The sequence below is a fragment of the Chryseobacterium sp. BIGb0232 genome (assembly GCF_024810195.1).
Lineage (GTDB): Bacteria > Bacteroidota > Bacteroidia > Flavobacteriales > Weeksellaceae > Chryseobacterium > Chryseobacterium pennae.
This window is the reverse complement of record NZ_JANUEH010000002.1, coordinates 592,097-612,644: the sequence shown is the minus strand read 5'-3', so window position 1 is coordinate 612,644 and position 20,548 is coordinate 592,097. Positions and strand designations below refer to the sequence as shown.

Genomic DNA, 20,548 nt, shown 5'->3' with positions numbered 1-20,548 from the left:
TGTCGAAATCTCAGGAATAAAGTTACATATGGTGATTTGTGAACCAAAGCATTCGTGCATTTGTGGCTGAAAAATAATATTAGAAAATGCTGAGATATTAAGATTTTAGAGTATTAGGTAGTCTTTAAGGCACATAGATTATGTGGTAAAAAACAGGCTGCCTCATGATGAAACAGCCTGTTTTTTATGTCGTAGTGTACTATTTAGTGTCCTGATTTGGCTTCATTAGTTTTTACATGACTAAGATATTTTGTGCAATATGCCCCGAAAATTAAAATCACCAGATAGCAGAATACAGGAATAATAAATGAGTGCTGCACTCCAAACTGATCTGCTAAAAGTCCCTGGAAAATAGGAACAATAGCACCTCCCAAAATAGCCATAACGACTAAGGACGAACCTTGGCTTGTATATTTTCCTAATCCTGAAATGGCCAGCGTATAAATGTTGGAGAACATGATTGAATTGAAAATTCCGATTCCTAAAACACTGTACATGGCTATTTCACCGTGGTTAACCATCGTAGAAATTAATAGAATGACATTGATGGCAGCAAAGATGGAAAGTGTTCTTGCCGGAGCTGCTTTACCCACAAAAAATGCTGCAAAATTCAATAATATAAATACTAAGAAGAAGCTTATTTGCTCAAAATTAAGGTTTACAATACTGAAGATCACAAGGAAAACTAAAGCTGCTGCACCTAACATGAAAATGGCCTTTTTAGCCTGGCTAATGGAGTGGTTTAACGAAATCGCTCCTAAGAAACGCCCGATCATTGCTCCGCCCCAATATAAAGAAAGATAATTTTTACTGATTGCTTCATTGAACTTCATTGTTTCTTCAAGGAAACTGATGATGAAACTTCCTACCGCTACTTCACCTCCTACATAACAAAACATCGCAAAAACTCCGAATTTTAAGTGGTTGAATTTTAAAGCACCCCAACCCTGTACGGTTTCTTCGGTTTCCGTCTGAAAGGAAGGAAGTTTTACTCTTGAAATTAATAACCCTACCAATAAAAGAATGGCTGCGAAAATTAAATAGGGTATTCTGGTGGCAACTGCACTGAACGTTCCGTCCGGCTCAGAAAACAGTTCGAAAATTAAATGTCCTCCCAACACAGGTGCAATCGTGGTTCCGAAAGCGTTGAATGCCTGGGTCATATTTAAACGGCTGGATGCAGAATCTTCTGAACCAAGCAAAGAAACATAAGCATTGGCTGTAATTTGCAACACGGTAAATCCTAATCCTAAAATAAATAAAGCTCCCAGGAATAAAGGGTAATAGGAGAAAGTTGCTGCCGGATAAAACAGGATGCAGCCTAATGCCGCTAAACCGATACCAAACAAAATTCCTTTTTTGTAGCCCACTTTATTGATGGGGTCACCCTTGGAAATGGAAATCAGGAAATAAATCAGAGATCCGATAAAGTAAGCCCCAAAGAAACAGAACTGTACCAGCATGGATTCGAAAAAGGTGAGTTTAAAAAGTTGTTTCAGATAAGGGATCAGGATATCATTCATGCAGGTGATAAATCCCCACATAAAAAACAGCAGAGTGATGGTAATCAATGGTACCGTATAATTCCTGCTTTGAGTTTGTACTTCTTTATTGATCATAAACATTTATTTATTAGGAAAGGAGAGTCTCCTTAATTTTTACCTACAGCATTGTATTTGGTGAAGTAGGGCAAATATAGGGATCAGCCTATGGTTTTGCAATTGTTTTAATGGTTTTTATAATGATAGGTATACTTTTTAATAGAAGTATAATTTTATTTCCATTTTTTGAGACAATAATACAAAAACAGCAGGATTTTTCAATACATTATCTCAAAAAAACATTTTTTTATTTTCACAAATAATGAATGAGTTAAGATTACTGATGTGAATTTTTTAAATCTTTCATCCACTGATAGCCAAAATTTTGTATTTTAAGGGCCTATTTATGCAATTGAAAAATTTAATATATCATTATTATATAGTACCTTTGCACACGAAATTTAAAGAGTTTAAATATTAATTCATACTCAATACGGAGTATTAAGAAGACAAATTTATGAGTATACCTCAAGCGTTTACAGAGCTGATTACTCTTGCTGATGGCAGAGAAATCACTATTGAAACAGGGAAATTGGCTAAGCAGGCTGATGGATCTGTGGTAGTAAAGATGGGTGGAACAATGCTTTTAGCAACTGTTGTAGCCAATAAAGAAGCAAATCCTGGTGTAGATTTTTTACCATTAACAGTAGATTATAGAGAAAAATTCTATGCAGGTGGAAGAATTCCTGGAAACTTCTTCCGTAGAGAAGCAAGACCTTCAGATCAGGAAATTTTAACAATGCGTTTAGTAGACAGAGTACTACGTCCGCTTTTTCCTGAAGATTTCCACGCTGAAGTTCAGGTGATGATTTCTCTAATTTCTTATGACGGAAAAACAATTCCTGATGATTTAGCTGGTTTAGCAGCTTCTGCAGCTATTGCCATTACTGATATTCCTTTCAACGGACCTATGTCTGAAGTAAGAGTGGTAAGATTTGACGGACAACTTTCTATCAACCCAAGTTATGAAGAATTAAAAAATTCTGAATTGGATATTATGGTTGGAGCTACTAAAGACTCCATCGTAATGGTAGAAGGAGAAATGAAAGAAATTTCTGAGCAGGAAATGTTAGAAGCTATTAATTTTGGTCATGCTGAAATTAAAAAGCAAATCGAAGCTCAGGAGAGACTAGCAGAAAAAGTAGGTAAAGCTTTCCCTAAAAGAGAATATTCTCACGAAAACCATGACGAAGAAATTCGTGAAAAAGTTTGGAAAGAAACTTACGATAAAGTATATGAAGTAGCAAGAACTCCATCTGGTAAAGAGGAGAGAGGTGAGAAATTCAAAGCGGTTCGTGAAGAATTTTTAGCTCAATATGCTGATAATGAAGAAGAATTGGAAAGAGTAACTCCTTTCGTAAAAGTATATTATCATGATGTAGAAAAAGAAGCAATGCGTCAGATGATCCTTGAAGACAATATCCGTCTTGATGGTCGTGATCCTCAAACGATCCGTCCAATCTGGTCAGAAATTGACTATCTTCCGGGAGCTCACGGTTCTGCAGTGTTTACAAGAGGTGAAACTCAGTCTTTAACAGCAGTAACGTTAGGTTCTGTAAAAGATGCAAACATGGTAGACAGCGTTATTTCTCAGCACGACGAGAAATTCTTCCTACATTATAACTTCCCTCCATTCTCTACAGGTGAAGCAAGACCTTTAAGAGGTACTTCAAGAAGAGAAGTAGGACACGGAAACCTTGCTCAAAGAGCATTACAGGCAGTTATTCCTGAAGAAAATCCATATACCATCAGAATTGTTTCTGATATTCTTGAATCAAACGGTTCGTCTTCAATGGCAACAGTTTGTGCAGGAACATTAGCATTAATGGATGCTGGGGTTCAGATTACAAAACCTGTTTCAGGTATTGCAATGGGATTGATCACAGATGCAAAATCTGGTAAATTCACTGTACTTTCTGATATCTTAGGAGATGAGGATCATCTTGGAGATATGGACTTTAAAGTAACAGGTACTGCAGACGGTATCACTGCTTGTCAGATGGATATCAAAATTCAGGGTCTTTCTATGGATATCATGGAAAAAGCTTTGATGCAGGCTAAAGACGGAAGATTACACATCTTAAATAAAATCACTGAAACTATTTCTGAGCCAAGAGCAGATGTGAAACCTCACGCTCCGAAAATGGTGGTAATGGAGATCGCTAAAGACTTCATTGGTGCTGTAATCGGGCCTGGAGGAAAAATTATTCAGCAGATGCAAAAAGATACAGATACGGTTATTGCTATTGAAGAAATTGGTGAGATCGGACGTATCGAGATTGCAGGAACAGACAGAGAGAAAATCAATGCTGCGGTTGCAAGAATCAATGAAATTACTTTCGTACCGGTTGTAGGAGAAGTTTACAACGGAAAAGTAGTGAAAGTAATGGACTTTGGTGCATTCGTTGCAATTGCTAAAGGAACAGAAGGACTTCTTCATATTTCTGAAATTGAATGGGCTCGTTTAGACAAAGTTCCTTATGCTGAAGGTGATGAAGTAGAAGTTAAATTTATGGGTTATGATGACCGCAAGAAAATGAAACTTTCCCGTAAAGTTCTTTTACCAAGACCTCCAAGACCAGAAGGACAAGGTAGACCAGAAGGACAGGGTAGACCGGAAGGACAAAGAAGACCTGAAGGGCAAGGAAGACCAGATGGACAAAGAAGACCGGAAGGACAGAGAAGACCAGAAGGACAAGATAGACCACAAGGTGAAAGACCTGTAGAAAATCAGGAACCTTCTACTGAAGCATAAGAATCATTCTTAGATATAAAAGAAATCCCTCAAAATTGAGGGATTTCTTTGTTTTTAGATGGTTTACTTGTTGGAAAATGCAAAGCTACAAAGAGCTTAAAACATCACGCTGCTTTATTTTTTTGCCACGAACGCACGAATGACTTTATTATATGTTATTATGTGGTTTAAAAAATACTTTAATTTTAACTACATAGGCACATAGAATTTATTTGTAAATAAAATTATTCGTGCATTCGTGGCTATTCAACAGCTCTACAAAATTTAGCTTCCAATTCTCTGTTTAAGATCCTCAGCACCGCCGGTTTTTCTCGGCTGCCCATTCTTAGAAGACCCGAAATTGTAAGTATAGGAAAGTGTCACCACGCGTGTATCTCTTTTCACTGCAAAATTTTCGAGATAATCATTATAAATGGTTTGCCCTTTTATATTACTTGTAAAGAATACATCTGTGAAAGAGAATTTCAAGGTACTGTTGTTTTTAAACTTCTTCTGTGCACCAATATTCAAGTACCAATTGGGGCTTACGTTCAGATAAGCATACACTTCTTTAGCCTTGTAATTTCCGGTTAATTCTGCTGTAAATCCGTTTCCTAATTTAAATGAATTGATGCTATTGATATTGAAAGTAAAGTTTCCTTTATTATTAATCTGTGTTCCGGAAACATTTCCGGTATAGGTACCATAATAGAAATTGGCGCTGTTATTCATACCCCACCATTGGGTAACTTTTACAGGAGCAATCAGGTATAATCCGTAATACGAAACCGAGTTAAGGTTTTCAAAGGTTTGTACCGTTACATTCTGGCCATTTTCAACGATGGGTTTCAGGATGTCTGTAATGTTATCTGAGGTTCTGCTATAGCTTAATGTCGCAAAATATTTATTGCTGAGGCTATAGGTCAGTTCATAATTCATTGTAGTCTGCGGATTCAGGTCCTGATTTCCGGATCTCATTGTTGTAGGATCAAGATAAAGTTTAAATGGATTCAACTGATTATAGCTAGGTCTTGTAATTCTTCGGCTAAGGTTTACTTCCAGGTTGCTTTTTTCTGTCAGATCATATGATAATACAGCACTTGGAAATAACTGGGTGTAGTTTCGTTTATTCACTTGATTGGTGGCCAGTTGGGTTCCTTTTACATTGGTGTTTTCCAGTCTTAAACCTGCCGTAGCTTTAATTTTATCCCATTTTTTAGATACATTCCCATAGATGGCATTGATGTTTTCTTCATAAATAAAATGATTGGTCTTACCAAGATCAGGAACCAGGTTTCCGTTATTGACATCAAAAAACTTCATGTCATTATCTGTTTTTACGAAACTCGTTTTAATTCCACTTTCAAGCTTCCAGTCATTTTTGAAATTTTTGGTAAGGTCAGATTTTAAGGAATAAATATTTAATTTTCCGTTCATATCTCCCTTCATGATATCAAGTTGATCCGTTCCGCTGATGATCTGATGGGTTCTCGTTTCAAAATTCTGTAAAGAGGAATTGGAATAGTTGATGTAGTCAAAATCGGTAGAAATTTCTGAACCTAAAGAATCAATAGTGTATTTATGGTTGAGGTTAAAAGAAGCGTTGGTCCAGCTATCATTAGATGTATTTTGGGTATTAAAAGTACTCTCAGGAGCATGATTACTGCCCAGTGTTGTATTGAAATTGTCACCGTTAAGATTGAATTTATTGGAAACCAGTCCTATTGAAAATCCCAATACATTTTTATCATTCACATAGTAATCCATTCCCGCTTTGGCGATGTGATTATTAAACTTAAATTTCAGATAGTTGTCCTGTATATAGGCTTTCTGAAAGTTATTGTTTTCATAGAAATTACGGTCCAGAACCAGTCCGTTATAAGCTTCTCTGTACGCAAAACTGTAGTTGGCGAATATATTGATCTTTTTGTTTCTGTGATTGATGCTGATGCTATTATTGTTCTTCACATATTTACCCATTCCTAAAGATGTGGAAATACTTCCGTTTGTGCCTTTTCTCTGTTCTTTTTTAAGCTTGATGTTGATAATAGAAGATCCGGCAGCATCATATTTTGAGGAAGGATTGGTGATAAATTCTATTTTATCAATCGTTGAGGAAGGAATTCCCCTAAGATAGTTAGCTAGGTCGTTTCCGGTCATTGGTGTATTTTTCCCATCAATCTGAATAAGGAGATTTCCTTTCCCACGAAGACTGATGTTGTCATTGTTATCAATATTGATTCCCGGAGCTTTTTCTAATACCTCAAAAGCAGAGTTCCCTGTGCTTGCAATACTGTTTTCTACGTTTAAAATCATTTTACCATCCTGCCTTTCAATCATAGGTTTGGCTTTGGTGATCGTTACCCCTTCAATAGATTTTATACTAAGATCAATTGAAGGAAGAGTAGTATTATCAGTCAATGAAATATGGTCTGATTGATAAACCTCAGATCCGTTTCTGCTGATTTTTAAATGATAGGTTCCGCTTTTAACATCATTGAAATCAAACTTCCCGTTGGAATCTGCAATTTCCGTTTTTACTAATTTATTTTCAGCATCCAAAAGGTTGATCTCCATTTGTTCCGCCTTGTCCGTTTTAATACTTCCCGAAAGGGAAAAATTCTGCATAGTCTGGGCTGACAATAAGCTGGTGAACAGCAGCAGCATCCAGAGAAAGATGAGTGTAAATATTCTGGTCACAGTGTTTTAATTTTTAGGGTTGAGACAGTTTTCTGAAATCTTAAGTAAAGCTGAATACATCATTTCAAGTTCCTCCTTCGAAACCCCTTCCAAAGCAACCTCTCGGTTATTTTCGACGATATTCTGAACCTCTTTGATGACTTTTTTTCCGGAATCTGTTACTTGCAGGTTCGTTTTTCTGCGGTCATCAGGATGAACATGTCTTGTGATATATTCAGATTTTACCATTAAATCAATAATTCTCGTCACAGATGCATTGTCCTTGAAAACCAGATCACCAATTTCATTCTGGGTAATTCCCGGGTTTTCCAGAATTGCTTTGATGATAAGCCACTGATCGATAGTGATCGTAAAACCGCTTGCTTTCAGTTGGCGTTGTGCATAGTTTCTATAGGCTCTGATGGCTTTGTCTATGTTGTAGAATATAATTGAATTTAATTTTTCCATACTTTCTAATTAAAATGACTTATCAATTATTGATATATCAATTAATTAGTTGATCACAGTTTTTCTTTGTTACAACTTTTTGAAAATATTTTTATTAAAAATTAAAAAAATAGAATAGCATTTACATTTTTTTACTGTCGTGGAAGTTTTTTACACTCATTATAACTATTTAGGGATTTTTAAATAATTGATCAATTTGTTTTTTCAAACCAGGCGAAACCTTGTAAAATTCACGAAGAAGATCAGTTGAAGCCGGCTTCTTCGGATATTGATTATCGTTCAGGAAATTTTTCAATGCCATATTCAGCTTGTCTTCACTCATCAGGTCACTTAATTTAACCATAGCTACTGCTCCCTTGGAATAGGAAATATGAGGAACATCTCCGGTAGCCCTGTAGAGGGGAAGTTCTTCAGAGAGCCCTTTTTCATTATCATAGATTTGTTGATGTACCTGTATTCTTTCCATCATTTCTGCTTTTCCGTGCATCTTTTTATAGAGCATCATTTCAGTATACATGGCAAGGGTTTCCGTAAGCATTACAGCACCTTCTCTGTTATCGGGATTAATCTGGCTGTTTCCCCACCACAAATGGGAAAGTTCATGTCCGGCAAGCTCATTAATCACGTCCTGCTTTTTATCCGCATGAATATTAGCATGAAAAACCATGTCTTCAGGCATGAAAATCGAAGAAGGATAAGCCGTAGCAGCAAAGCCCTTGGTAAAAGAAGAAATCTCAGCAAAATTGATTGTTTTGAAAGGGTATTTTCCAAAATTCTGCTGGCAGTAATCCAGGGTAAGTTGGGCGTTTTTCAGCAAATGATCTACATTTTCAAAATGTTTTTGATGGTAAAATACATTGACTTCAATTCCTTTGTAATGGATACTTTTTGTCTGATATTTTGCAGAAGAAACAGCAAAACGGAAAGGGATATTTTTTGCTTTATACCGGAAATAATTCCGGCCTGATTGTGTCCATTTTTTAATGAGATCCCCGGTTCCTATAGCTGTTTGAGCCTTTTCCGTAGAAATTGTCATATCAAGATTGATGAAATCCTTTTTTACTACTTCGGCAGCCTCAGGCTTTTTCAATTCTGCCAGTTTTCCAAGTCCATATTGATTCCGTAGATTTTGATCCTGAACTTCATCATCCTTTTGATAGCCAATGGTTGGGTAATACCTGCTGATTCTCATAAATGATCCATTTTCTATAATCGAGTTAAAAGATTGGTGTCCATTTACAGCATACCATTGATAAGAGATCTCGAAATCCAAAGTGGCAGTATCATTAGGATGTAAACCTGCTTTTAATAAAATCTCATAAGTGTTTTCATTAAGTTGTATCATTTCATTTCCAGTTTTAAAAACAGCGGTTTTCAATTTCAGATCAGGGTGGAAATTGATAAGAATGCTATGAATGGTTTTCTCTTTTTGATTCTTAAGGATATATTTTCCGGAAATCACATACGAATTGTTTGACGGATTTAGTTGAATATCAGTGGTAATGTCAGTAATATCAGGTTGTGGTAGGTTTTCATACTTTCGAAAACTCTTTTCATACTGAACGGAATTCAAGACCTCTTTTTCATCATCTTTGGGAATATACCCTTCCATGAAATATCTTCCGGATATCATCCCTGAGATGAGCAGAATAATAGTGAAAACAGATTGGGCAACAGGGAGTTTTTTAAATTTAATTATAGTATTCAATGCCCATAATGAAGCAATGAGTCCGATTCCAAACAATAGTCTTTGGGCAAAGGCTTTTTCATAGAGTCCATACCCATTAAAATCACTGTAGCTGCCTTTGAAATCAGAAAATATTCTAAAAAGCGGATAAGGGATAATCTTACCGGAAACAGGCCCTGCAAGGATAAAAACGGCAAGTACAGATAAACCGAGAGCTATAAATTTATTAGGGATGATGTCATTAATAAATAGGATAAAACCAGCAAATAAAATCAATGGAAAAGTATTGAAAAGAAAAACTGCCAGATAAGCATTCCAATCGATATGGAAATACTGATAAGCAGCCTGAAAAATAATTCCTTCTCCAATTAAAATTCCTGTAAAAAAACACAACAAAATACTTATGGAGATAAAATGTCCTGTTAATTTATTCTTTGAGAAAAAAGTGCTGTTTTCGATCAGGAAAAAACCCGATGATTTTGATCTCCAATACAAATCATTAAGAAAATAGGCTGTAATCAGTAATCCGAGTAAGTGAAAATTCTCTGATATGGTTGTGGCCATAAGCCCTGAGCTGGCATATTTCTGTGGCAGACGGATTCCTTTTTCAATTTCGGCGTACATTTCCATTCCTACAGAAAATATAAGGAGCATAGAAACTGCAGGAATCGTAATACTTTTGAACAGGTAAATTAAATCAATTTTGGCAAAGGATAGTATGGATTGCAGAAAAGACAATCTTCCAAAATGAGGTTGTACCCTGGAGTAATCTGTGGATATTAATTTCGACTGATAACCGGCCTGGTGAGCTCCTTTTTTTACTTTCTGTCCGGATGTAGTTGAAAATGAAAATTGTTTTAAACTAAGGAATAAAAGTATTGCAGACAGAAGCAGGCAGAAAACCCTGTTAAGCAGTAAATAGCCAGTAAAAGGGATAGTCTGTGTGTTTTTTTGGGAAACGGTTAATAGTCTTGCTTCAAAAAAATAAGAGGATAACCCAAACGGATCAACAATAGCTGATAATTGCTGGGTTTCCAATGATTGTGGCATGCTTCCCGCCATAAAAGGGGAGTTGGAAAACAGTAGAATAATCATGTAGAAAATATAAAGTAGCAAACCACCCGCTACTACCAACAGCTTTTTCCGGATGACTAATGAAAGTAAAAAAAGAAAACTGCAGACCAAAAGACTATTGAGGAATCCAAAAATAACTAAAGGATAGAAATAGGACCCTATACTGAATCCGTTTTGCATTTCACTTCCGGTCCGAAGGCTCTGGCCTATAACAAATCCCAGCATCAAAAAGGAAAAGCTAAAAAAGGTCTGCAGAAAATAGAGATAGAATTTCCCTTTGAGATAAGCTTTTTTGGTAATAGGAAATGAAAAGAGTACTGTGTCAAATTTTGAATCATAGTCTTTAAATAATAATTGTAAAGCATAAACTGTTGCAAAAAATATGATGGAAAGGCTTAGCATTCCGGTCATGAATCCAATGGTATAAGGTGAATTTAAATAGATTCCTTCTCCAACGGAAAGGTTGAATTGGTTTCCACAGAAAATACCCAGAAATACAAGGATTAAGGCAACAAGATAACTAAGCCAATGCTTTGTACTGCGTTTGGCTTCAAAAGAAAATATGGCATTCATGATTAAGGTTTTTGCGTTAAAGTATAGAAGTAAAAATGCTCCAGTAAAGGACTTACAGGGCTAAAATCGAGAGGTGAGTCTTCAGAAAATACAGTAAGATGGAACTTTCTTTCTATCAATTGCCTGCTGATGACTTCATAGTGCGAATAGTTGTTTTCCGACTCGTTTTTTTCCAGGGATTTTGACCAGATTTTATTCTCTAATTCAGCCATCAATTGTTTGGGTTCTCCTTTTCTGAGAATCTGCCCGTGGTTCATTACTGCAATTTCTGAACACAGATTTCTCACATCTTCCACCAGATGCGTGGAAAGAATAACGATAACATCGCGGCTTATATCATTCAGGAGAATATTGAAACGGTTTCGTTCTTCGGGATCTAAACCGGCTGTGGGTTCATCTACAATAATAATTTTAGGATTTCCCAATAATGCCTGGGCAACTCCAAAACGCTGCTTCATTCCACCGGAAAAAGTATGAACTTCTTTGTTTTGAAAATCCTGAAGATTCACTTTTTCAAGCAGCTTTACAATCTGGTTTTTACGTTGGGCTTTACCTGTAATTCCTTTCAGAACAGCAATATGGTCTAAAAGGTCATACGCGGAAATTTTAGGATATACTCCAAAATCCTGGGGCAGGAATCCTAAATTTTGTTTGATGTACTCAGGGTTTTTAATACTATCAATGTCATTAAAAATAATACTTCCCGAGGTCGGTTTCTGTAATCCTACAATAGTTTTCATGAGTGATGATTTTCCGGCTCCATTGGGTCCCAACAGTCCGAACATTCCGTTGCTTATTTCTAAAGAGATGTTGTTAATCGCTTGAAAACCATTTTTGTAGGTGAGGTTTAGGTTGTTGATTGATAAGGTATTCATAATATTGAGTTTGGGTAATAGAAGAACAGGCAATCCTTTTGAGGACTACAGTTATGTTGAATTAAAGAGACGGATAGATAATAGACGAAGAGATGAGAGACTTAGAGATTCAAAAATAAAGAACAAAGGAAAAGACTTTCAGCTTTCAAATACCAAACTATTGAAAGGATGAGAACCTTAAACGATGCACTTTAAACCTTGAACTTTGAATTCTACTCTTTATACTCCAGGATATCTCCGGGCTGGCATTCCAGGATTTTGCAGATGGCTTCCAGGGTATCGAAGCGTACTCCTTTGGCTTTTCCGGTTTTCAGGATGGAAAGGTTAACGGGAGTGATTCCCAGTTTTTCTGCCAATTCTTTACTCTGCATTTTTCGTTTGGCTAACATGACATCTAAGTTGACTATAATTGGCATTTTAAATAAATAGATCTTGTTCGTTTTGCAAATGTAGTCCTTGCTTAAAGATATTGGCAAGAAACAGACAGAAAATTCCAAGCATAAAGTGAATAAACACCAGTCCCCAAATAATACTTTCTACTTCCACGAAGAAACTCGCGATACTTACCAGTGGAAGCGGAATGAAAATATTATACAGGTAAAATCTCTTAAGATGCAATACATGCTCTTGGGTAAAAAGCTTCGGCTGGAAGAATACTCTGAAAACTTTTGCTGAAAGCCAGAAAAAGATTCCATAGGAAAATAAAACCAACAGAAATGAAAAAATGATATAGGGATAATTATCTTCTATATTCAAAAACGGCTGCTCAGTGAATGGATAATTGATATGGAGATATTGCCCGTTTCCATAAGGTGTTACAGAAAAATCTGTAGCCAGGCAGAGCATGGAATACAAGACGATGATTAAATATCCGGCCGATACTACCGAGCAGATATAAAATAAAATTCGGGAAATAACTTTGGTCTGGTTCATGACACGATCATTAATTAGTATTGCAAATGTATAATTAATTATCGTAAAACAATAATTAATTTAAATAAAATTTTATTTTTATCATTAATTAGGAATCAGAAAACCATCATAATAATCGCTATCTTTACTATTAAAACATCATCATCATGGCTTATAATACTGAATTGGCTGACAGGGTGAGAGAGTGGCTAGCTCAAGTGAAAGATATTAAAGTAGAGGAAAAGAAAATGTTTGGCGGACTGGCATTTCTGGTGAATGATAAAATGTGTATCAACATCAGTCATGATAACCTGATGTGCCGTTATAATCCTGAAAAGGAAGAAGAAGTAGCAGAGAAAATGGGGTTTCTTCCTATGATGATGAGAGGAAAGCAGCTCAAAGAATACTGTTATGTAGAGCCTATTGGTTTTCAGAAACCCGAAGATTTTGAATATTGGATGAGAATTTGTCTTGATTTTAACAAAATAGCGAAGGCTTCGAAGAAGAGGTAGTTTTGAGAGTATTAGAGTATTAGAGTGGGAGGCCACAGTTGTAGTTTCCCACTAGTATTACTCATTACTGATGATTCCTCCGTATAGTTTTTCTCTTATGTCAACCAGAATTTTAGTGGTTTTTTCCAGGTCAGGACTTTCAGGAAGATGAGAAACGGAATGATGAAGTTCAATAGATTCAATAAGGGTTTCAGCTTTCTGCATCACCACTTCATACGGCCAGTTTCCGGCTTTGATATCCAGCAATTCATCCCGGTTTTCTACCCGAATCTGAAGGGATTGGGTTGTAAATATCTGTTCACAGGATTGCAGCAAACGGATGGTGTGCATCATATTCTTGCTGTCGTAGTTCTGTCCATGATTTTGGTTGACGTTGTATCGGTTCTCATTGCGTTCCTCAACCCATTTCCAATATTCCCTGTAGTCTTTACAGTAAGTAGAGTAGGCATCGAGGTTACAGAACAGGTAAGCATAAGGCTTTTCATCCTTTGGAACAGAAGATACCGAAACCTGATTCGCTTCTTCATGCTGAATAATTCCTTTATAACCCAATATCTGGGATTCATCATAAAATAATGCAAACATCCCTTTGGTATGGTCAATGCTTGTTAGGCCACATTTTTCCTGAACTTTTCCGTTTTCCAAGAACCATTTTTTCAAAGGAACAGAACCTTGTCCATCCAGAATAAAACAGAAGTCAAGAACAGATTTTCTTTCTTTGTCTATAGGATTCAGGATCTTTTTATTAAGACCTTTCGCCTTTTTAATCTGGGAAATAGCATATCCGGCAAAAGTGTCTTTGCATAACTTAGAAAGATAGTCTTCAGTCTTCAGTAGATCCATCAGCGGATGTTTATACTGAATACAATCCTCAGGACTTGCTAAAACCTCCAGAATATTGGGATTATTCTTTTGCAATAGCTCCACAAACCTTCCAATTTCATAATAGGTAATATCATTCGTCTCATTGGAAATCTGTGGAATATAGTTCAGTCCGAAGAAATCTTCCTTCGGCAGATAATACACGCCACGGATATCTGTATCCGAAGTTTCCGTTGCCAACCCGAAAGCACGGCTTCCGGAGATGGCTTCGAAGAGGAGGAGGTTTTTATTTTTTAGGTCTTGGATGGTCATTTTAATTATTCAAATAATATTTTTTAAATTAGTTTTTAATACAGCTTTTGACAACAACTTCCAGTGCTTTTTCTGCATCACAGGCATATAATCCTGAGCACCATGCCGGATTAGCTTCAATTAATGCCCAGCCTTTTCCTTTGATGATTCCAAAATCCAGAACAATTGCTTTGGGCAATGTGTCAGAATATTGTTTCATGAAATTATTGAAAAACCCAAACATATCTTTTTGTTCTGTTTCAGATAATGAATTGGTATCAAAGCTATTGTTTCTCCAATAAGAAGAATATGTTTTTATTTCCTTATTAAGGACAAAGCATCTTACTTCAAGATCCCATTCTACTACTTCTGAAGTGAAAACGTTCGAGTTCAAATCTACAGTATCAAAACCTTTGATGTCTGTCAACTTATGATAAACTCCTGCTTTAAAACTTTTAAAGTCAGAACATTTAATGAAAATATCTTCTTCTTGCAGAAAGTCTCTTAATTGTCCGTAGGTAATTTTACGTTTTGTAAATTCTTCTGAAATATCAGCAAGCCAGTTATCCTTTGGTTTTGTTAAGGTCAGATTACATTGTTCAGCAACAATTTCGGAGTAGATATCTTCACCATAAACAGCAATTACATCTGAACGAAACTCTTCAGGGACGTTCCATTTTGCGTTGAAACGGCTCAGTTCATATGGTGAATTGAGAGATGCTTTTTTAAGATTATTGCTGTCTTCCGTATACATAGGAGAGAGAGCGATTATATTTTTCATTTGATGTTATTTTAAAAATGTTAATAGTATTTTTCTGTTTATTTAAAGTTTCAATATCTCCCTAAAAACCCTCTCCATCTCCTTCTTATCAGCATTTCCACCTCTCAAACCCTTTGACTTCTCCTCATTCTCAGCTATCGTTTTCTCTAAAAAATCAAACAATTCCCAATCATTCGGGTGATAGTAAGCTTCTCCTTTGGTAGCTTTTAGGGCTACAAGATTTTCTATTTTTGTTCTGGTATTGTCATCTATTAAGACAAGTAATTCACTGAACAACACAGGTGGAACTGTTCCTTTTTCTATGATCCATTTTCCGGTTAATGCAGTACGAAGACAATAAAAATAGCTTTTTAATTTTATTTCATCAGCTCTGCAGGCTTCCAGATATTTTTTGCTCATGCTTAAATAATGATAGGAAACGGCTATCGGAGAAAAGCAAGCATCAGCCAATGGTTTGAAAAGCTCCACAAACTTTGCGTTTTCTGTATAAACGATAGGCGAGTAGAACCAACTCAGTAAAGCGGCATTCGATTTAAGCAAAAGGTGAAAAGTCTTTCTGAGATCCCATCCGGAACCATCCAGGTCATCTTCGGTCATAAATTCTATCGTTTCATCCTTATCCCAAGGCGAAAGATACCAGTCTTTTTCATGGTGGTATATAAAACGTATGTCATAATCACTGTCAGGAGAGGCAAAACCCCAAGCTCTGCTTCCGGATTCAACGGCAAGAAGGACTTCTACGCCTCGTGCTGCCTCCACTTCTTTTATTTTTTCTAGTATTTTTGGTGTCATTGTTTTCAATTTTATAATGCAAAGTAATGATGATTGTGCGCAATGTTCTTACGTAGTTGTTTTGAGTTTGAGAATGGAGGGGTTATAATATTTTTATTACAATATAAAAGAATCTTACGCTCAAACACTCCGACTCTCAAACACTCCAAGCCTAAAGGTTGTCAAGGTTTTTCAACAGTCTCAAATCTAAAATATAGTTCTCAGCTTCCTTTTCGCGGTTCTTGTCTCTCATCTCTTCGTCTATTATCTCTTTTCTCCTTAATACATCCTCCATCCATTACCCAGAATACCCCTTATTTCACTAATATTGCACTTTCTCTATTTAACATAACTACTTTATACCCATGTTGACGACCGAACTACAGCATAAAATTGATTTCAAGACAAAACCTTTAGGCGCATTAGGACATCTGGAGCATCTTGCCCACAGAATTGGGATGGTTCAAAATACTACTTCCCCCCAATTATCAAATCCGCATCTGGTGGTCTTTGCCGCTGATCATGGGATTGCAACAGCAGGAGTAAGTGCCTATCCGCAGGAGGTAACCTATCAGATGGTAATGAATTTTCTGGGTGGTGGAGCGGCTATTAATGTATTCTGCAGACAGCATAATATTGAAATTAAGATTGTAGATGCCGGAGTCAACTTTGATTTTCCGAAAGGGTTGGAGCTAATCGATAAAAAAATCAGAAAATCCAGCCGTAATATTTTGGAGGAACCAGCGATGACTTCTGAAGAATATCAAAAGGCTTTGCAGAATGGAAACTCGGTAGTGGCAGAGATTGCTGAAACAGGATGCAACATTATTGGATTTGGTGAAATGGGAATTGGGAATACTTCCGCTTCTTCTCTGATGATGAGTAAACTATTTGATATTCCCATTGCTAGCTGTATTGGTCGTGGAACAGGATTGAATGATGATCAGCTTCAGAACAAAATCAATATTTTATCAGCAGCCATAGAGAAATATTCGGACATCAGAACTCCTGATGAAATTGCCAGGACTTTTGGCGGGTTGGAAATTGCCCAGATGATGGGTGCAATGGAAGAGGCCTTCCGTCAGAATATGTTAATTATGGTAGACGGATTTATTGCTACCGTTGCAGTCGCTATGGCATGGAAAAAGAATCCTGAAATTCTGAAAAACTGTATATTCTGTCATGTAAGTGATGAGAATGCCCACCTTCAGCTTCTTGAATTATTGGGACAAAAAGCTTTATTGAACCTTAATTTACGTTTGGGTGAAGGTACAGGCTGTGCATTGGCGTATCCGCTTATTCAAAGTGCAGTCAATTTCCTGAATGAAATGTCCAGTTTTGAAGATGCTCACGTTTCAAATAAAGAATAAATGAAGACTTTAAAGAATGAACTGATCTATTTTGCAACGGCACTGATGTTCTTCACCAGAATTCCCATTCCGTTCACTATTCCGTATTCCGGTGAGATCATGAATAAATCCCAGAAATATTTCGCCTGGATCGGATTGTTGGTAGGGTTGATTAATGCAGGGATTTTATACCTTTTTTCTCAGCTTTTTAATCTTGAAATAGGAATTGTTCTGATGATGATTGGCAGTGTCCTTCTAACCGGAGCTTTCCATGAGGATGGTTTTACGGATATGTGTGACAGTTTCGGAGGCGGATATGGAAAAGAAAAAATTCTTACCATTATGAAAGACAGTAGAGTAGGAGCCTATGGAACGATTGGGATTATTTTATTGTTTGCTTTGAAATTCTTCAGTATTCAGGCTTTGGGAACAGTTGATTTGATAAAGACCCTGGGAATTGTTATTCTGGCACATACTTCAAGCCGTTTTATTTCAGGAACGATGATTTATACCCATCAGTATGTGACAGATATTGATGTAAGCAAATCAAAGCCTCTGGCGAATAAACCCTTGGATGGTATGGCTCTTTTGGTAAGTTTTATGGGAGTCTTACTTTCCTTTGCCCTAATACCAGACTGGCGCCTGATACTGGCTTTTGCACTGGCTTATTTAGGAAAGATCTGTATGGGATGGTATTTTAAAAAACATATCGGAGGGTATACCGGAGATTGTCTGGGAGCTGTGCAGCAGGTAACTGAAGTTTTATTTTACTTAGGAACGATGATTGTATGGAAATTCATCTGATTCGTCATACTGTTGTAGATAATCCGGAAAATCTGTGTTATGGATTTGCCGAAATGCCCTTACGTAAAGATTATTCAGAAGATTTTGAAAGTTTGCATCTGGATAATGATTTTGAGTTAGTGATTTCAAGCCCGGCAAAGCGATGCCGTCTTATGGCAGAACATTTTAAGTTTAATTATTCAACCGATGAAAGACTTCGGGAAATGAATTTTGGAGACTGGGAGCTGAAAAAATGGTCTGATATTCCGGAAGAAGAGATCAATCCTTGGTATGAAGATTTTATTAATGTAAAAGCTTCAGGTGGTGAAAACCTTCTTGAAATGCAGTTTCGTGTACTCAGTTTTTGGAACGAATTGGTTACTAAAAAAGAAGTTGGAAAAGTTTTGATTATTGCCCATGCCGGTGTAATTCGTTTGATTCTTCAGTATGTATTGCAGTTTCCACTAGAGAATATGTTCAGCATCCGGATTGATTATGGAAAAAAAGTGATTATTCAGGTGAATGAAGGACATTTTTCTGTTGTAAAGGTGAATGTATGACAAACAGTGGTTTTAAAAATAATCTGCTTTATCTGCAAAATCAGCGAGAGATTAAATAAAATCACTAGTTAAAAGAAAAATGCCGTTCAAATCTATTGAACAGCATATTTTATTTAAAAATTCTGATAAAACTATCCTTTTCCAAAGTTTCCATTGAAAAATCAAAATCAGCTTCGGATTTTTTTGTGGTAGTCTCTGCTCCAAGCTCTTTTATAAGCTCATTGAATGACATGGCTTCAGACCACTGCTGATATAATGCACTGGTAGCCATCATGGATACCTCATTATTTCCGGAAACGTGAGAATGTCCAGCTCCGAAATTCAACAGTACAAAACATTGTTTTCCCACTTTTGGTAACAGGATTCCCAGAATCGTTTGTTTCTGAACCGAGTTACATCTTGCTTCAGCAAAGAGGTTATTCGGATTCATCATATAGTCGTAGGAAATTTGATCTCCTTTTCCGATAACGATTTTATATCCACAATTTGCATCTCCGCTGAACACATTATTCATAACAAGAGTAGAGGTACTTAATCCTTTATTGGCGTAAAGATATTCTACAGCACCGTTGGGAGCAGAAGTCATATCTCCGGAATACATCAATTGTCCTTCACCATAATTATAAGCTGCATTCCAACCTATTTTTCCTTCAATATTCAATCCTGAAAGGTCAAGGTCCCGGGCTCCCCATCTATCTTCCCAATAAATACCAACAGCCAGTCTATCTCCATAAAAACGGGTTCCGGTAGGAATATTTCCAACAAACATTTTTTCAGAAGTCGGCAGCGCAAATTCTACATTCTCCGGGAAATAGAATTTCTTTCCGGAAAAACTTTCGTATTTCAGCTTCAGAAAATCTAAAATAAAATCATAGTTTAACAGATTCACATAAGTTTCCTTACCTTTTTTAACCCACGATTTTCCATTTCTGACTCTATAGACAAAAGTGTCCTGACCATACATTCTGGAATGGCATGCTGATAATGCTTTGAATAGGGCAAACGGTGTTGCATTTTCTAACCAATGCCAATCGCTGGTTTCCAGTAATATATGAGTTGCATCATTTAACGGATTCGAAATTAATGGCTTATGGTGTACTTTAGACAGCTTCGAAATTTTGTTAATCGCTTTCGGAGCTCTGTTTTTATAAGCAAGAAATAACGGTTTAAATCTATTGAAAATTTCAGCCATTTTTTCCATTCCAAAGCTTTCAAACAGATAGGTTGGATTAAATTTGCTTTGTTTAATTAAGCCAATCAATTCATCGTTTTTAATTAAAAGCGTTGTTTGAGTGGTTTTATAAATCACATAACGGAAAAATTCAACAGGGTTTTCTGGATAGATCTCATATAAATCGGCTATTTTTATAATCGCTTCTTTATTTCTGATATTTTCTTTTCCTGTAAAATCGTAATCAAGCTCTTCTGTAAGGATATATAAAAGATCATTGATTGTTTCTTCTTTTAAAGCAATCCCGGATCTCAGCAGAGAAAGACATTTTTCCTGCATTTCTTCTACAGTATAGGCTTTGATTACTTTAAAAATCATCTTCACATCAGGAACATTCAGGATTTCCTTAGGAATATAGATTTCACTCTGGAAATTACTTCCATAGGTTGAAATATAATGTTGAATCTGTTCAAAAAATAATTCAATTCTGGATGTGTTTTTTATTTTCTCCCAGGATTTATGAAAGGATTTATTCAGGTCATTTCCATTTAATTTTTCCTTTGCATAATAAGAGATGATCTCTTTTTTAGCCCAAAGTGCATCAGTTTCAATAATAAAACCTTCATTGGAAATAAATGGCATTTTATCTGATTTTTTAGCCAATACAGCATTGAATAATTGTAATGTTTTCATTGTTTTAAGTTTAAAAAATAAGTGAGGAGTAAGTTCATTAAAAGTGAAGTGTATAGGAACTCCTTTTACCTATAGTTTATAAAAAGCGGGGAGTAATTTATCCGAAAAATATAGGAACTCCCTTTGCTTTATAATTTGTAAAAAGGCGGAAAGTAATTCTAAAATATAGGAACTTTCTTTGCCTTACATTTTTTTTACGTATGAAATGACAG

Annotated in this window: 16 protein-coding genes; 5 read left to right on the top strand and 11 right to left on the bottom strand. The window is 36.2% G+C overall.

Features of this window, described 5'->3' with window-relative positions:
* Positions 1 to 203: 203 nt before the first annotated feature.
* Entirely contained in the window at positions 204 to 1,619 is a 1,416-nt protein-coding gene (locus tag M2372_RS08795) for a sugar MFS transporter (RefSeq protein WP_123319946.1), read from the bottom strand.
* A gap of 439 nt (positions 1,620 to 2,058) precedes the next feature.
* Between M2372_RS08795 and M2372_RS08790 the strand changes: the two genes are divergently transcribed.
* On the top strand, positions 2,059 to 4,356 hold the full coding sequence (locus tag M2372_RS08790; protein ID WP_123319945.1) for a polyribonucleotide nucleotidyltransferase: 2,298 nt from the start codon (positions 2,059 to 2,061) through the stop codon (positions 4,354 to 4,356).
* 264 nt (positions 4,357 to 4,620) lie between these two features.
* On the opposite strand, the gene M2372_RS08785 is transcribed toward M2372_RS08790, so the two are convergent.
* From M2372_RS08785 to M2372_RS08760, 6 genes are all read right to left on the bottom strand, one after another.
* Entirely contained in the window at positions 4,621 to 7,035 is a 2,415-nt protein-coding gene (locus M2372_RS08785) for a TonB-dependent receptor (RefSeq protein ID WP_148060780.1), read from the bottom strand.
* Between the two features lie 6 nt (positions 7,036 to 7,041).
* Positions 7,042 to 7,482: a MarR family winged helix-turn-helix transcriptional regulator gene (locus tag M2372_RS08780; protein WP_123319943.1), complete on the bottom strand. Its 441-nt coding sequence runs from the start codon at positions 7,480 to 7,482 to the stop codon at positions 7,042 to 7,044.
* A 169-nt stretch (positions 7,483 to 7,651) separates the two neighbouring features.
* Positions 7,652 to 10,816 carry a M1 family aminopeptidase gene (locus tag M2372_RS08775; protein ID WP_123319942.1) on the bottom strand — a complete coding sequence of 1,055 codons (3,165 nt, stop codon included), beginning with the start codon at positions 10,814 to 10,816 and terminating at the stop codon, positions 7,652 to 7,654.
* Between the two features lie 2 nt (positions 10,817 to 10,818).
* The gene (locus M2372_RS08770) at positions 10,819 to 11,691 is read right to left on the bottom strand and encodes an ABC transporter ATP-binding protein (RefSeq protein WP_123319941.1); all 873 of its coding nucleotides are present in this window, start codon (positions 11,689 to 11,691) and stop codon (positions 10,819 to 10,821) included.
* 212 nt (positions 11,692 to 11,903) lie between these two features.
* On the bottom strand, positions 11,904 to 12,107 hold the full coding sequence (locus M2372_RS08765) for a helix-turn-helix transcriptional regulator (RefSeq protein WP_045494476.1): 204 nt from the start codon (positions 12,105 to 12,107) through the stop codon (positions 11,904 to 11,906).
* A 1-nt stretch (position 12,108) separates the two neighbouring features.
* The gene (locus M2372_RS08760; protein WP_123319939.1) at positions 12,109 to 12,624 is read right to left on the bottom strand and encodes a DUF2975 domain-containing protein; all 516 of its coding nucleotides are present in this window, start codon (positions 12,622 to 12,624) and stop codon (positions 12,109 to 12,111) included.
* A 146-nt stretch (positions 12,625 to 12,770) separates the two neighbouring features.
* Between M2372_RS08760 and M2372_RS08755 the strand changes: the two genes are divergently transcribed.
* Positions 12,771 to 13,115, top strand: a complete 345-nt coding sequence (locus tag M2372_RS08755) for a TfoX/Sxy family protein (RefSeq protein WP_123319938.1) — start codon at positions 12,771 to 12,773, stop codon at positions 13,113 to 13,115.
* A 57-nt stretch (positions 13,116 to 13,172) separates the two neighbouring features.
* Here M2372_RS08755 and M2372_RS08750 read toward each other — a convergent pair whose 3' ends face one another.
* From M2372_RS08750 to M2372_RS08740, 3 genes are read right to left on the bottom strand one after another with little or no spacing between them, the layout of a single operon-like run.
* Complete coding sequence (locus M2372_RS08750; RefSeq protein WP_123319937.1) at positions 13,173 to 14,249, bottom strand: DNA polymerase beta superfamily protein; 1,077 nt, start codon at positions 14,247 to 14,249, stop codon at positions 13,173 to 13,175.
* Between the two features lie 28 nt (positions 14,250 to 14,277).
* A complete protein-coding gene (locus M2372_RS08745; RefSeq protein ID WP_123319936.1) occupies positions 14,278 to 15,009 on the bottom strand; it encodes an ATP-grasp domain-containing protein in 732 nt (243 codons plus the stop codon).
* A 42-nt stretch (positions 15,010 to 15,051) separates the two neighbouring features.
* The gene (locus M2372_RS08740) at positions 15,052 to 15,801 is read right to left on the bottom strand and encodes a nucleotidyltransferase domain-containing protein (RefSeq protein WP_123319935.1); all 750 of its coding nucleotides are present in this window, start codon (positions 15,799 to 15,801) and stop codon (positions 15,052 to 15,054) included.
* Positions 15,802 to 16,145: 344 nt separating this feature from the next.
* Here M2372_RS08740 and cobT point away from each other — a divergent pair, with 344 nt between their 5' ends.
* The 3 genes from cobT to cobC are packed head-to-tail and all read left to right on the top strand — an operon-like array spanning position 16,146 to position 18,472.
* The gene (gene cobT, locus M2372_RS08735; RefSeq protein WP_123319934.1) at positions 16,146 to 17,150 is read left to right on the top strand and encodes a nicotinate-nucleotide--dimethylbenzimidazole phosphoribosyltransferase; all 1,005 of its coding nucleotides are present in this window, start codon (positions 16,146 to 16,148) and stop codon (positions 17,148 to 17,150) included.
* Positions 17,151 to 17,933, top strand: a complete 783-nt coding sequence (locus M2372_RS08730; protein WP_123319933.1) for an adenosylcobinamide-GDP ribazoletransferase — start codon at positions 17,151 to 17,153, stop codon at positions 17,931 to 17,933.
* Positions 17,918 to 18,472, top strand: a complete 555-nt coding sequence (gene cobC, locus M2372_RS08725) for an alpha-ribazole phosphatase family protein (RefSeq protein ID WP_123319932.1) — start codon at positions 17,918 to 17,920, stop codon at positions 18,470 to 18,472. Before M2372_RS08730 ends, cobC begins: the two co-directional genes overlap by 16 nt.
* 109 nt (positions 18,473 to 18,581) lie before the next feature.
* On the opposite strand, the gene M2372_RS08720 is transcribed toward cobC, so the two are convergent.
* Complete coding sequence (locus M2372_RS08720) at positions 18,582 to 20,336, bottom strand: hypothetical protein (protein WP_115972432.1); 1,755 nt, start codon at positions 20,334 to 20,336, stop codon at positions 18,582 to 18,584.
* Positions 20,337 to 20,548: the final 212 nt, after the last annotated feature.